This window comes from Pseudoalteromonas xiamenensis (assembly GCF_030994125.1).
In the GTDB taxonomy this organism is placed as follows: domain Bacteria; phylum Pseudomonadota; class Gammaproteobacteria; order Enterobacterales; family Alteromonadaceae; genus Pseudoalteromonas; species Pseudoalteromonas xiamenensis_B.
This window is the reverse complement of the sequence record NZ_CP099917.1, coordinates 101,726-115,832: the sequence shown is the minus strand read 5'-3', so window position 1 is coordinate 115,832 and position 14,107 is coordinate 101,726. Positions and strand designations below refer to the sequence as shown.

Annotated in this window: 10 protein-coding genes and 2 pseudogenes; 4 read left to right on the top strand and 8 right to left on the bottom strand. The window is 42.6% G+C overall.

Annotation, left to right across the window (positions count from 1 at the left end):
• Nucleotides 1-134 precede the first annotated feature (134 nt).
• A pseudogene (locus tag NI389_RS00505) lies at nt 135-365 on the top strand (IS110 family transposase); the annotation flags it as partial.
• 513 nt (nt 366-878) lie between these two features.
• Here the strand turns inward: NI389_RS00505 and NI389_RS00500 are convergent.
• Nucleotides 879-1,316, bottom strand: coding sequence for a cupin domain-containing protein (locus tag NI389_RS00500; protein ID WP_308361097.1), 438 nt, complete (start codon nt 1,314-1,316; stop codon nt 879-881).
• Between the two features lie 67 nt (nt 1,317-1,383).
• Nucleotides 1,384-2,310, bottom strand: a complete 927-nt coding sequence (locus tag NI389_RS00495; protein ID WP_308361096.1) for a DUF4062 domain-containing protein — start codon at nt 2,308-2,310, stop codon at nt 1,384-1,386.
• A gap of 322 nt (nt 2,311-2,632) precedes the next feature.
• On the opposite strand from NI389_RS00495, the pseudogene NI389_RS00490 reads away from it, so the two are divergent.
• A pseudogene (locus NI389_RS00490) lies at nt 2,633-3,591 on the top strand (integron integrase).
• 453 nt (nt 3,592-4,044) lie between these two features.
• On the opposite strand, the gene NI389_RS00485 reads toward NI389_RS00490, so the two are convergent.
• The 4 genes from NI389_RS00485 to NI389_RS00470 form a co-directional block, all read right to left on the bottom strand.
• The gene (locus tag NI389_RS00485; protein ID WP_308361095.1) at nt 4,045-5,637 is read right to left on the bottom strand and encodes an AbgT family transporter; all 1,593 of its coding nucleotides are present in this window, start codon (nt 5,635-5,637) and stop codon (nt 4,045-4,047) included.
• Between the two features lie 131 nt (nt 5,638-5,768).
• Entirely contained in the window at nt 5,769-6,977 is a 1,209-nt protein-coding gene (locus NI389_RS00480; protein WP_308361094.1) for an ABC transporter permease, read from the bottom strand.
• A complete protein-coding gene (locus tag NI389_RS00475) occupies nt 6,970-7,755 on the bottom strand; it encodes an ATP-binding cassette domain-containing protein (RefSeq protein ID WP_308361093.1) in 786 nt (261 codons plus the stop codon). The genes NI389_RS00480 and NI389_RS00475 overlap by 8 nt, the downstream gene beginning before the upstream one ends.
• A complete protein-coding gene (locus tag NI389_RS00470; protein ID WP_308361092.1) occupies nt 7,752-8,561 on the bottom strand; it encodes a DUF3025 domain-containing protein in 810 nt (269 codons plus the stop codon). The genes NI389_RS00475 and NI389_RS00470 overlap by 4 nt, the downstream gene beginning before the upstream one ends.
• A gap of 153 nt (nt 8,562-8,714) precedes the next feature.
• Between NI389_RS00470 and NI389_RS00465 the strand changes: the two genes are divergently transcribed.
• Complete coding sequence (locus tag NI389_RS00465) at nt 8,715-10,349, top strand: M28 family metallopeptidase (RefSeq protein ID WP_308361091.1); 1,635 nt, start codon at nt 8,715-8,717, stop codon at nt 10,347-10,349.
• A gap of 80 nt (nt 10,350-10,429) precedes the next feature.
• Complete coding sequence (locus tag NI389_RS00460; RefSeq protein ID WP_308361090.1) at nt 10,430-11,590, top strand: putative manganese transporter; 1,161 nt, start codon at nt 10,430-10,432, stop codon at nt 11,588-11,590.
• Between the two features lie 285 nt (nt 11,591-11,875).
• On the opposite strand, the gene NI389_RS00455 is transcribed toward NI389_RS00460, so the two are convergent.
• On the bottom strand, nt 11,876-12,460 hold the full coding sequence (locus tag NI389_RS00455; RefSeq protein ID WP_308361089.1) for a GNAT family N-acetyltransferase: 585 nt from the start codon (nt 12,458-12,460) through the stop codon (nt 11,876-11,878).
• A gap of 89 nt (nt 12,461-12,549) precedes the next feature.
• Nucleotides 12,550-14,106 (bottom strand): dihydrolipoyllysine-residue acetyltransferase, encoded by a 1,557-nt coding sequence (locus tag NI389_RS00450; RefSeq protein ID WP_308361088.1) that lies wholly within the window; start codon nt 14,104-14,106, stop codon nt 12,550-12,552.
• Between the last annotated feature and the right edge of the window lies 1 nt (nt 14,107).

Here is a 14,107-nt window from a genome sequence, read left to right as displayed (position 1 = left end):
AAGAATGCTCGCTTATGCAGAGAAGAACCTAGACATAATGACTCCCACACGGTGCTAGTCTCCGCATTTTCGTGGGTTAGCTTAAAGCCAGAGCCATAATTAGTTTGTCAAATAACTAAACAGCAGAGGCTAGCATGAATAAACATAACATACTTTTCATTGGCTTAGATACTCATAAAGAGTTCATTGAAGTTGCCTACATTGAAGATAATCGCGGTGCACAACCCATTCATTTCGGGCGAATTTCATCCGCTAAAGTCGCTATTAAAAAGCTTATCAGGCAACTTGAATCAAAATCCCCTCACGCAACGCTACATTTCGTTTATGAAGCTGGCCCCTCTGGTTACTGGATTTACCGCTTAATTCATCCTATGTATTAACTCTCTCTAATTAGAGTTAAGAGATTATGGCTTAAAAGTTAGGCAAGGATCAGTGTGTTTAACTTGACAGTGGGAGTCATACCAACGCCCGCATAAGCGGGACAAAATGCTTGGCTAAACTTTGCGAGGCACGAGCACAAGCCAAGCTTTTTTGTGTCCGTACTTAATGCGTTTGTTATATGTTTTTACCTTACTTTAGAAAAGGTTGAATGAAAAGCCGATTTAAGAAAGTATGTTAACCAAACCAGCAAGTAACTTCCCCCACAACTATCCAAAACCTGCCTTTTGAGCCGCACTTTTGGAGCAAAAATAGCATCAGATAATGACGGCGAAAAACACATGAACGTGATACTAAACTAGAAAAATAAGCAAATCCCGCAAGCCAAATTACCTAAGAACTTGTGGGGGCATATAACGCCCGCATTTGCAGCTGGTTTGAAACGCAGCAGAAAACCAGTCCGACTGCATGCGCTTGTTAAGCCTAGCATTTCAGTGTGGCTAGACTATATGAATTTTATATTTTTCAATAAACGCCTGTCTGTCTGAATCAGTGGGCGGATTATCATTTGTGAATTTGGATATATCTCTAATAAATCCCTCTGAAGGGCCTGATGGAGCATTGATGACGAGCAAATGGCTGTCTGTAATGGCCTTAAAACGCCTTTTTACGTTAGGGCCTGCAATAACAAGGTCACCTGCATTTGCTACAAATTCCTCGTTTTCTACACCAAACTCAATTTCTCCTGAAATTAGATAAAAGATCTCATCATCAATTTCATGGAAGTGCCAAGGAGCCTCATTCCCTTTGGGAAGCTTGCTATCAAAAATAGATACTCTGTTATCAGTATCAGAACCAGATGCCAGAATGGAGGTGATTTCACCTTGATCAAGATTGTATCTTTCGGCATTGCCGGCTTTGACGTGCTTATATCTCATTTTATATTCTCGATTTATCAAATAGGCTTAACGCCGCATTCAACGGCTTGTCCGTTGCAATGCTTTGTTAACCTATTTCTCTCTTAAGTTCTTCATAGTCCATATTTGCATGTATATGATCTTTCATTTCCGTTACAAACTCATCATCAAATCCAGCTATCTTCAGGAATTCTCCGACTGAGTTCGACTTCTCAAATGCATCATATAACTTAACGATGCCCACTCCTTTAGGTGACTTATCAAGGAAGTAACGAATCATTTCATGATTTCCAAACAGTCGCATATATCTACTCTTCAAAACTTTATTTGACGAAGTGATAATCTGTTCGAAGTTTTCAGGCTGGAGCTTTTCCATAATTGACTCTGTATAGTTTTTAAGAACAGAGCTTAGATCTTTTAATCCAGAAACTTGTGCAGATAGATCCTCGAGATCCTTGTCACGCTTCTTCTCTGACAGCATATCCGCGAAAAGCCCTGCCCATTGATCTTTAAGCCATGAAGATAAATCATCAAACTTCTCGAAATCTCTTATCAAATTATTTCTTTTTTGAGCGTATATCTCATCGATCAGCTTAAAAATATTAACGTTATCAACATGGGCATACTCGATATTTTCATTTTTTCTATTTTTCTTGTAGGTGTGATATTCAGAATGAACATTTTTTTCTATAAACACATAGATTGGAATGTCATTCTTTCGAGCAGTTTCATATTCTTTTTTTGTCACTGAATTGTAAAAATCGAGGCCGCTTTCGATATCCACATCCGACGCAGGGCTGCCATACCTACCACCTATTATCAACACTAGAATATGACAACTCTTAATTTCTTCATAACACGAAACATCTAATGGAGAGTCATGATGAAACGGGATATCTCCCTCTTCATACAAAACCGACTCATACCCCATCCCATCAATAAATGCTTCTAGACTATTTCTAATATGCTTCAAATCATAATATGTAGAAGAAACAAAGATTCTAGGTTTTGCCATGATTATTCCCGGTATGGATGGTTAACATTTTATTAGTGCGCATGCGCGTTTACCTCGTTGGACCAGTGAAAACGCGCACAGTTAACTACTTGTATTGCAAATAACTTATCAGCTTCTCTTCAAATATACCATCCGGAAAAACGCGCATGCGCGTTTTCCAAACCTATTATCTCAAATCGCAAACACATAACATATTGATATAAAATAATTATATGAATTAGCACACGTACAAACGCGCAAAATTTTTTCACTATTTTCCTTGATATCCGGGAATTTCAAATAACACTGTATAAAATAACAGTATTTAAGAGCGAGGGTTATCATGAGTCTAAAAAGCCCATTTCTAAGCGGCCTTCAAGAAGAAATGCGTATGCGTGGTTACAGTATTAGAACGGAAAAAAACTATCTGTATTGGATCAAGGCATTCATTAACTTTCACGACAAGCGTCACCCAGAAACAATGGGAACGGAAGAGGTTACACAATTTTTAACCTTCCTTGCTAACCAACGAAATGTAGCTATCAACACACAAAAAATTGCACTGAATGCGTTAGCCTATTTGTATCAGAAGCATTTGCACCATGAGCTAGGGGATTTAGGTTTTTGCTATGCCACTAAACACAGACATTTACCTACAGTGTTATCTCCATCAGAAATCTCACTAATACTAAATGAATTGATGGCCGCGACAGACTAATAATAGAACTACTCTATGGTAGCGGACTAAGAGTTTCAGAATGCCTCAGGTTACGTATCCAAGATATTGATATTGAAAGCGCTTCGCTGACCGTTAGAGACGGTAAAGGGCATAAAGATAGGCAAACCATCCTCAGCAATAGATGCTCAAAAAAGCTCACTACCTATATTGAAATGGCTATTAAGATTCAACAGAATGACAACCTTCACGGGATAGGTCCATCTATGCCAAATGCATTAGAACGCAAGTATCCCAACGCGTTTAGGCAACATGGTTGGATGTTTATTTTTCCTTCTAGCACTACTTGTATCAATCCTTATACAGGCACACTATGCAGGCACCATTTACATCAAAGTGTTATTCGTAAAGCGCTCGGGAATGCTGTGCGTAATATTCAAATAAATAAACGCGTCACCTGCCATACGTTTAGGCATAGCTTTGCAACCCATTTGCTTCAAGCGGGTCGTGATATAAGAAGTGTTCAAGAATTACTGGGCCACAATGACGTTAGTACCACACAAATCTATACACATGTACTTGGCCAACATTTTGCCGGTACAACGAGCCCGTTAGACACAATATAAGTGTCAGAGCCCTTTCGAAACTCAGTAGCTTTACTAAAATTGGCTCAACGGAAGCTAAAAAAGTTGGTTGCACATCACACTGCTGAATCGAAAAGGGGTATTTTCGATTTAGGAATGGCAGCGTATCGCCTGTGACCGCTGCCACTTTAGAGTGATGCTTTAATACTCAGTATGTATATCTTTATAACTTGGTATGAGACTTTATTACTCTGTCTCCCCTTACTCTATGCGCTTAATCGCGATTTCCGAAAATGTTTGCTGATGACTGACTTTACAAAGTATTGCTCGTCATTTTCTATTTTATTTCGGCGTTTATGTACAAAAGCTAAAAATGAACTTATTTAATCTTACCGTAGAAAAGGCACGCACAAGCGGAAATGTCTGCAAGCTAATGTTGACCAAAAAAGCACAAAGGTTACTTTGTGCTTTTAAAGGTTCGTCAATTAGATTCGATTACGGTGTGAAATAGATAGGCGAGTTGGGTCCTACAGGTAAACCAAACCCGAACACCCAGATATAAAACAGCGCAACCCACCCCACAAAGAAGATCAAGCTATAAGGCAACATCATCGCAACTAACGTACCAATGCCCATGTCTTTTTTGTACTTGGTCGCAACGGCCAATATCAAGCCGAAATAACTCATCATTGGCGTTATTAAGTTTGTTACTGAATCACCAATTCGATAAGCCGCTTGAATTGTTTCCGGGGCGTAGCCGATTAACATTAACATGGGTACAAAAATTGGTGCTGTTACTGCCCATTGTGCGGACGACGAACCTAAACTCAAATTTACCACGGCACACATGAAGATAAATAAGATAAACACTTCTGGACCCGTTAAGTGTAGCGCATGTAAAAGTGCCGCACCGTTTATCGCCATAATGGTCCCGAGATTTGTCCACTTAAAAAAGGCCACAAATTGAGCTGCAAAGAACACAAGTACAATGTACATTCCCATTGAACTCATACTCTTACTCATTGCATTTATAACGTCTTTGTCATTTCTGACTGTGCCAACCGTGCGGCCATATACAAAGCCAGGCACCGCAAAAGAAACAAAAATGAATACCACAATACCTTTTAAGAACGGAGACCCCGCGACTTCTCCCGTTGTCGGATGACGCAATATTCCCTCGTCAGGCACAATTGTTAAAGCAAGAAGTGCACACACCGCAAGTAAAGCCAAACCAGCGTTTCTTAGGCCGCGTTTTTCAATTACCGATAGCTGTTCAATGTTATTTGGAGGAAGATCAGGACCTGCTTCACTTTCGTGGTACTGACCGAGTCTTGGTTCGACTATTTTTTCCGTTACCCACGTGCCAAGCGCTGCAATTAGGAATACAGAAATCATCATAAAATACCAGTTAGCTTCTGGCCCAACTTCATAACTCGGGTCTATCATTTGTGCCGCAGGCGTTGTGATCCCCGCAAGCAATGGGTCGATAGTACCCAGCAGTAAATTCGCACTGTAGCCGCCAGATACCCCAGCAAATGCAGCGGCAAGACCCGCTAAGGGATGGCGTCCCAAACTATGGAAAATCATTGCTGCAAGTGGGATAAGTACAACGTAACCGAGTTCAGATGCCGTGTTTGACAATATGGCAGCCAAAACAATCATAAAGGTCACTAGACGTTTTGATGCACCAACCACCATACCTCGCATTGCAGCAGATAATAAGCCTGAATGCTCAGCAACACTGACGCCAAGCAACGCGACTAACACAGTGCCAAGAGGAGCAAAACCGGTAAAGTTGGTCACAAGCCCGGTTACAATTTTTTGCAGTCCTTCGGCGCTGAGTAAGCTTACAACTTCAATAACGCCGTCAGGGTCTCGACCCCTTGCGCCTTCGGGTCTTGGATCAATAGCGCTGAGCCCTACCCAATCGGCAACGCCACTGATGATCACGATGCCTAGAGCGAACAGAGCAAACAACGTGATTGGATGCGGAAGTAAATTACCCAAATATTCGACTGTTGCCAAAAAGCGATTAAATAGCCCTTTAGGTTCATTAGAATAAGAAGCGGAATGAGAAGTCTGGCTCATATTTAGCCCCCAAATATCAACAAAGCCGCAAATCTATCATTATGGGAACATAGCGTCTTTTAGATTAGATGGGACAACAATTATCAAAGATGAGTAGACAAAATCAGTACGATTTTGTCTACATTTCAAGACTATCTGAATAACACACTTTCGCAACTAAACCAGCGCACACAGCAGACCAATAACACGCCACCAAGTACTGCGGTTGAAGCAAAAATAAGCCACATTGAACCAAAATCGATAGTCCCTTTAATGATGTCTTTAATGGCTAAAGAGACGTTGGTAATTGGAATAAGTGCCGTTGTGCTATTCAACTGCATGTTTGGCATCACCGACGCCATCATCGGCAATATCACCAGCAGATTGAGCGGGCCCATGTAATTTTGGGCTTCTTTAAAGGTTCGTGCGTAAATTGAGATGGCTAATACGAGTGAGGACAAGATTGCCGCCACAGGAAGTAACAACATAAAAATTAACGCAAACTCTTTAACGCCAACACTCGCAAAGGCATTTTTCACGACACCAATTTCGATAAAACTAATTGCAATCCCAACCCACAAACTGAGTGATAAAACCGTAATTATTGCGCTTGAAACAGACGTCGTAAGTAGCGTAAAAAACTTACCAAGCACTAATTGTGTACGAGAAACGGGGGTTAGTAACAAGGTTTCGAGCGTTCCACGCTCCTTTTCACCCGCTCCCATGTCTATCGCAGGATAAATTGCCCCCGCCAAAATTAAAGGAATTAACAGATAAGGAATGATGCCACCGAGTTTTTCGCCTAAATTTTCCCGCTTATCTGCCGTATCCACTTTCTCTAATTGGATTGGGTGCAAGACGGCTTGATGAACGCGTTTTTCGATACCCGCTTTTTCCAAGGCATCACCGACTAAATCATCTGCGAATTTCTTTTGCAGATCTTCAATTCGCGAGTAAATGAAGCTTATGGCCTTAGCGTCGTTAAAAACAATCGACCAAGACGTTTGCTTTCCTTCCGTCATCGCTTGCGTTGGGTCGCCACTGATAAAAATACCAACATCAATTTGATTGGATTTAACTGCTTCAATGAGATCGTCAACACTTTTATATTCGCCCTGCGTTTTGGCCTGTTTAAAACTCTTGTGATAAAAAAGACGCTCTGAAAAGGTCGGGGCAAATTCTGGATTTACAATGGCGAATTGGTGCACTTTTTGCTCAGCACTCATCGCTGCTTGGGAACTTAAAAACGCCATAAAGCCCATGATGAGCGGGAAAATTAACAGGGGTAAAGCAATAACAAAAAACAATGTTTTTTTATCGCGCAATAATTCGAGTAGTTCCTTTTTATATATCTCAAACATGCTGTGATGCTCCCACAATGTTCAAAAACGCCCTATTCATTTCACCGTCTTCACTGTGCGTTTTAAACGACGAGACTGAACCATCGAAACAACTTCTGCCTTTATCGATTACATGTACACGGTCACACAACAGAGCGACTTCATCGAGATGATGCGTTGAAAATATCACCGGCGTTCCGTCACGCTTAAGTCCCTCAATAAAACGAAGTACGGTCTGCTTCGTCATGATATCCAGGCCCGTCGTCGGTTCGTCTAACACGACGATTTTCGGACTGTGCACAACAGCTCGAGCAATGTTAGTTTTTTGCTTCATACCCGTTGAAAGCGTATCTGCACGTTTATCTAAAAAGCTATGCATATCAAGCAAATCAAAGATGCTTTCTAATCTGTCTCTGAGCGCTTGTCCTTTGATTCCATGCAACTTAGCAAAGTAGGTGATGTTTTCTTTTGCGGTAAGTCGCCCATAGAGACCCGTGCTGCCTGATAAAAAGCCGATCATTCGACGCCCTAAAATGGGGTCTTTGACGATACTCTTCCCATCGATGATAATGTCGCCCGCATCCGGCGTCAGCGCCGTTGAAAGCATTCTTAGTGTTGTCGTTTTTCCTGCACCATTTGGGCCTAGCAACCCCAACACTTCACCTTGCGCACAATTAAACGAAACAGCTTCCACTGAGTGGAAAAAGCCGTCGCGCTCACGAGGATCCTTGTTGACCTCAACAGGCTTGCTCTTCACTTGCAGTTTAAATTTCTTTTGTAACTGCGTAAGTTCAATCATTTATGCGTCCTTTTCGGCCTAAAATAGTCAGTATTACTGTAAAATTCTGAATTCTCATTGTCATGCCACCAGCCTGGGATCCCTAAAAGGGGTAGCGGCGACATCGACTTGTTGTTTTTTAGAATGTGCTGAGATGAAATCATCTGAACGAGCTGCTCATCAAGGAACGCATATCGTTCTTTTGTTGATAATGAGAAATACAATTCGTCCACAATTACCGGTAATAACTTACCCGTAAGTCCTTCAAATGGTGCGGTCATCATTTCGTAGTTGGCGTGACCAAACATCACCGCTTCGATTTCTTTTCCCCACTCATCTCTATGCGTGATAAACACATCCTGCCATTGGTGATTTTGCAATTGTTCAATTCGTTTTAAGTTTGTTGTAACGACGAGAACACCGCATTCGTCCCATAATGTAATTGCATTACGCATTGGCGTTCTTGTTTTTAGGCCACTTTGTTGAATATCTTGCATATGCAGTACGTTGAGTAACGCTTTGGTTCTTGGAAATAAACACCAAATCAATGCACCAAAAAGATCATGCCAATTATCTTCTCGGGTAGGTACTTGTCCCGTTTCGTATATAATGGCTTCGTAATAACGTGTTTCATCGACCAGCTTGGCATTTTCAACAAACTCTATCGTATGACCACCGCCAACGGTGGCGTGAGCAAAACAATTCAGCCAATCGCAACTGGGCCAATCAAGCTGTTTGTCGATCTCAAACAGCGCATTTAATGTGGCATAGACTGGATTCAAGAAAACGTCTGGTTGCCATTGTGTACTTGGGTTAAATCGCTTCATCTAAAAAAGGCATGAGAAGTTTTGCCAAATTGTACCTTAAATTCAAATACAAACCTAAACCTAACCTATTACAAAGTGTTTCATGGCATGTTTCTCGAAATCTTTTTTCAAATATGCTTAGATCAATGTTCCTTCACACTAAGAAGCGACAACATGAAAATTAAAATGACATTGAGCGCACTAAGCCTTGCGATTCTAGCGGGCTGTGCGAGCACAACAAGCATGAACGATGCTGCGGCGGTGACTAAAGCCTATGACAGCATCACAGCAGAACAACTTGCGTCTCACATTAAAGTATTGGCTTCCGATGAGTTTGGCGGCCGTGCCCCTTCGTCTGAAGGTGAAAAACTTACACTGGCGTACTTAACCAAGCAATTTAAAGCGCTTGGCTTAGTACCTGGTAATAACGGCAGTTATTTACAAGAAGTCCCGCTGGTCTCAATCGAAGCGGACTCCAACATGAGTTTAAATATTGGTGGGAAAGACTACCAGTATAAAAAAGACATGGTGATGGGCACTGCGCGTATTAGTGAACAGCAATCACTGAACAAATCGCAACTTGTGTTCGTGGGTTATGGTGTTAACGCGCCAGAATACAACTGGAACGACTACGAAGGCCTTGATGTAAAAGGTAAAACGGTTGTAATGCTCGTTAATGACCCTGGTTTTGCGACAAAAGACCCATCGGTGTTTACTGGTGATGCGATGACGTATTACGGGCGCTGGACTTATAAGTTCGAAGAAGCAAGCCGTCAAGGCGCTGCTGGTGCCATTATTATTCACGAAACTGCACCAGCATCCTACCCATGGAGTGTGGTTGAGAATTCTTGGAGTGGTCCACAATTTGGATTCCAAAAAGAAAACAATAATATGGACAGAGTCGCAGTCGAAGGTTGGGTCACTGTAGATGTAGCTAAAGAACTCTTTTCAAAAGCGGGATTGGATTTCGAGCAAGAAAAAGCGAAAGCCGCGATGGGTGCATACCATACTGAGCTTAAAGGTCTAGATGCGTCGATTACCGTCAAAAGCAAAATTAAAAAATCAACCTCTTACAATTTCATCGCTACGTTACCAGGCAGTGAGACACCCGCTGAGCACGTCATTTACAGCGCACACTGGGACCACTTAGGCACAGACCCAAACCGAAAGGGTGACAACATTTATAACGGGGCACACGATAATGCATCAGGAACTGCTGGCTTAATTGAAGTAGCTGAAGCGTTTACTTCGCTTGTGAAGAAGCCATCTCGTTCGATTACCTTTTTAGCGGTAACCGCTGAAGAGCAAGGTTTACTTGGCTCAAAATTTTATGCCGCTCACCCTGTTATCCCGGCAAATCAAACCGTTGCTAATATCAATATGGACAGTTTAAACCTACTTGGTAAAGTCACCGATATTAATGTAGTGGGTATTGGTAAGTCGTCTCTCGACAACACGTTAGCAACAGCAGCAAAAGCCCAAAATAGAACTGTGGCTGGTGATCCTCACCCTGCTTCTGGTGGATACTACCGTTCAGATCACTTTGCGTTTGCGAACATGGGCGTACCAGCAATGTACGCGGGTGGCGGAACAACACCTCGAGATGAAGCCACGGCGAATTATCGCAAACGTATGAGTCTTGTGCTTAAAGGTTGTTATCACCAACCTTGCGATCGTTACCGTGATGAGTGGGATTTATCTGGCGCGGTCCAAGACCTACAGTTGTTTTTCCAAGTAGGTTATGACGTTTCTGAGCAAAAGGAGTGGCCAACGTGGCAAGCTACTTCCGAGTTCCAAAGAAAGCAATAAGACCGATTCATTTTTACGATTGATAATCATTATCATTTGAAATATAGTGCAATGGTGTTCTACTGTTGCGCTATATTTTTATGAATTCAACCGCCGCTAATTTAGTAAAAGCCCCTTCCCGACGCGTTAACCGTTCATCGTTTAGCATCAAGCTTATGCTGCCCGCCATCCTTGCAGTCTTAATTTTCCACACCGATACGCGAGCCATTGTCGTGTCTGCACTTTCAGATGCTTACTATCAAGTTAGCGTGTTTGTCGCCGCGACACTTTATCTGTATCATCAATTGAGTAAACGCTTTAATCAATTTGAACTTGGCTATTTAGCGTTACAGAACCCAACGCTTGAAATTGTTGTCGCTGCAACACTTGGTATATTACCCGGCTGCGGAGGTGCGATTGTCGTTGTAACACAGTACACCAAGAACCAAGCAAGTTTTGGTGCTGTCGTTGCCGTGCTCGTTGCGACGATGGGTGATGCAGCCTTTCTGTTACTTGCACAGCAACCGCTAACGGCGATTTCAATTATGACTATTGGTCTGATCACCGGCGTACTCTGTGGGTTTGTTGCAAATAGAGTACTTCCTACCCCGCAGTACAATACCTCCATAGAAATAGATTTACCGCTCGCTAGATCAACACCACGGTATCTGCAATCCATTGCAGGGCGATTTTGGCAGTGGTCGCTCTTCCCTGCTCTAGCAATTGCGTTACTCAGCGCACTCAATTGGGAATTTGGGGCGTTCAAACCTTATATTGACGCGGTTGGGGTTGCATGTTGCTTTGCCATTTCTTTACTCTGGGCAATCACACCAGCCAACAGCGAAGCGTATCGGGAAGGGTCGTTACATGACAATACAACAGAGCGTTTTGCTTTGATTTCTAAAGATACTCATTTTATTTCTGTTATCGTGCTAAGCAGTTTTATTGCCTTCGCTTTCTTAGAAAGCTTAACGCAATTTGACTTTAAACAATGGTTTACGGCACACGGTATGTTTGCTCCACTGCTGGGTGCGGTTATTGGTCTTATTCCTGGCTGTGGTCCCCAAATTATTGTCACATCAATGTACTTGCAAGGCTTATTACCATTTAGCGCGTTGGCAGCCAATGCTATCAGTAACGATGGCGATGCGTTGTTTCCAGCAATTGCCCTCGCGCCAAAAGCCGCTAGTTTGGCATCGATTTTGACCTTTATACCAGCTCTGGTAGTTGGCTATATTTCATACGGTGTGTTTGGTATTTAAAATCAGAAGCACAATCCCATTTTGCCATGAAGGATTAAAATGAACTTATTTTGACCAATCGAAATTGCCAACTACCCACGGAGGTTTATTGAGGTCTCCAAAATATGAATTCCCGTTGATTCAAAGCCTATGTTGATGGGTTTATAGATAGCGGCAGCGCCTATAGTTATATCTAGCGCGGGTGACCAAGGTGCATCGCCAACAGTACAGGATTACGCCACATAAATTTGGTTTTCCAAAACTCGGGCTTTACTTTAGCTCAACGTTGACGCGATGAAAGCTCAATCACAGCGACTTCATCCAAAATTGCATCGTTTTTGCGGAATCGACTGTTTTATCAATATCCCGCCAAACATACTCGCACGTCAGTTTCGTTTTTGAATAACCTTGCGACATCCAAAAAGGTTCCAGCGATTTATAATCGTTTGGTTTTAATAGGTGTTGTTCTTCTCGCACAACAGCACAAAAGCATACGTGTGTTATCCCCTCTAACTGCTTTGCATAGGCTTCTCGCTCTTCAAAAAAGCGCTTTCCCAATCCGCTTCCTCGATATGCAGAAAGTAATACAGATTCAGCACAATAAAAAATCTCGTCAACGTTATAACCTGCATCGATAAACGGTTGTTTGAACTCAATCGTTTCTTCACTTAACGGTAACCCTGTGGATGCTCCCACCACCTTTCCATTATCGAGAACAAGTACAACAATGGCGTCTTTACTATTAGCGTACGTGCTTAAGTAGGATTTTTCATACTCAAGTGTACCTTCATACAAATACGGGAAGTCTCGGAAGATGGCGATTCGTAGCACTGCCAGCGCATCTAAAAATTCGTTAATTTGCGCACCGGTCACAACCTGAATTTGTGTCATAGCAAGATTCTCTTCTTCTTGTGTATTCAAAGCTCATGATAACAATGGGTTTATGTAACAAAAAAGGAGCTTTCGCTCCTTTTTCATTTTTAGCTCATCGCCATCATCATCTTGGCTGGCTCTTCAAGATAGGCCTTCCAAAGATTGTTGAATCTTGCAATGGTTCCACCATCAATCACACGATGATCTCCAGACCAGCTCACCTGCATAATCGCGCGAGCTTCCACTTCGCCTTTGTCGTTAAAGCGAGGAAGATGCTGCAGTTTACCGAGCGCAACTATTGCGACTTCTGGTTTATTGATGATAGGCGTCGCCGTTGTTCCACCTATTGCACCAATGTTGGAAATGGAAATTGTGCCACCTTTCAAGTCATCCGGTGAAACACGGCCATCACGCGCCGCGTCGGTTAAACGGGTCACTTCGTTTGCAACATCAACGATAGATTTATTTTGGCAGCCTTTGATGTTTGGCACGAGCAAACCAATCTTCGAATCAACCGCCATTCCAATATTATGGTCATCGAAGAATGTGAGTTCAGTGCAGTCGTCGTTCACTTGCGAATTCAATACAGGGAACGCTTTAATGGCTAACGACAATGCTTTGATGAAAAACGGCATCATGGTCAATTTTACGCCTTGCTTCGCGTACTGATCTTTCATACCCGAACGCAGTGCAATGAGATTCGTAAGATCAATTTCATCACTGAAGGTAAAGTGAGGAATAGTAGAGACTGACGCAACCATTTGTTTTGCCATCGCAGCCTTGATACCTTTTATCGGCTCAACGCGTTTTCCACCAGAAACCACTGCTTTAGTCTGTTCTTTACTACTTTGAACTTCGGATGCTGTTTTTTCAACCGTCTTAGTTTGCGGTGCACCTTGACCAGTTAGAAAGTTCGCAATGTCCTCTTTGTAGACCCGACCATTTTTGCCTGTGCCAGGCACCATTCGGATATCAACACCCGCCTCACGTGCTTTACGTCGTACTGCGGGTGACGCTACCGCTTTTTCATTCACGATAGGCGCATTACTTGTCGTCACGTTTGTTGTTGACGTTACAACAGGTTCTGCCACGACCGGTTTTGTCGTTGACGCACTCGATACGTGTCCAGCTTGCGTGACTCGCATTTGGAAAAGTGGGCTGTGTACTTTAGCAATGTCGCCTTTCGCGTAGTAAAGTTTTTCGACTACGCCATCGTATTTTGCAGGGATTTGCACAAGCGCTTTGTCAGTCATCACATCACAAACTGCTTGGTCCTCTTTGATTTCGTCCCCTTCTGCAACAAGCCATTCGACGATTTCACACTCTACGATACCTTCACCAATATCAGGCAATATGAAATCTTCTATTGCGCCATTCGTGTCCGTTGGTGCATCAGCTACGCGGTCGTCATTTGCGACTACTTGACCCGCCACATTCATTTCAAATAGTGGAGAATGCACTTTTGCGACAGCGCCTTTGTCGTAATACAACTTCGTGATCACACCGTCATGAACCGCTGGAATCTGCACTAATGCCTTGTCAGTCATCACGTCACATATTGGCTGATCTTCTTTAACTTCTTCACCTACTGCAACAAGCCACTCAACGATTTCACACTCTACGATGCCTTCACCAATATCTGGTAAGATAAAATCTTGTGCCATG

Bases quoted from the DNA above. Each gene is read 5' to 3' on its own strand.
- NI389_RS00500 (WP_308361097.1), bottom strand. From the start codon at position 1,316: ATGAGATATAAGCACGTCAAAGCCGGCAATGCCGAAAGATACAATCTT.
- NI389_RS00495 (WP_308361096.1), bottom strand. From the start codon at position 2,310: ATGGCAAAACCTAGAATCTTTGTTTCTTCTACATATTATGATTTGAAG.
- NI389_RS00485 (WP_308361095.1), bottom strand. From the start codon at position 5,637: ATGAGCCAGACTTCTCATTCCGCTTCTTATTCTAATGAACCTAAAGGG.
- NI389_RS00480 (WP_308361094.1), bottom strand. From the start codon at position 6,977: ATGTTTGAGATATATAAAAAGGAACTACTCGAATTATTGCGCGATAAA.
- NI389_RS00475 (WP_308361093.1), bottom strand. From the start codon at position 7,755: ATGATTGAACTTACGCAGTTACAAAAGAAATTTAAACTGCAAGTGAAG.
- NI389_RS00470 (WP_308361092.1), bottom strand. From the start codon at position 8,561: ATGAAGCGATTTAACCCAAGTACACAATGGCAACCAGACGTTTTCTTG.
- NI389_RS00465 (WP_308361091.1), top strand. From the start codon at position 8,715: ATGAAAATTAAAATGACATTGAGCGCACTAAGCCTTGCGATTCTAGCG.
- NI389_RS00460 (WP_308361090.1), top strand. From the start codon at position 10,430: ATGAATTCAACCGCCGCTAATTTAGTAAAAGCCCCTTCCCGACGCGTT.
- NI389_RS00455 (WP_308361089.1), bottom strand. From the start codon at position 12,460: ATGACACAAATTCAGGTTGTGACCGGTGCGCAAATTAACGAATTTTTA.
- NI389_RS00450 (WP_308361088.1), bottom strand. From the start codon at position 14,106: ATGGCACAAGATTTTATCTTACCAGATATTGGTGAAGGCATCGTAGAG.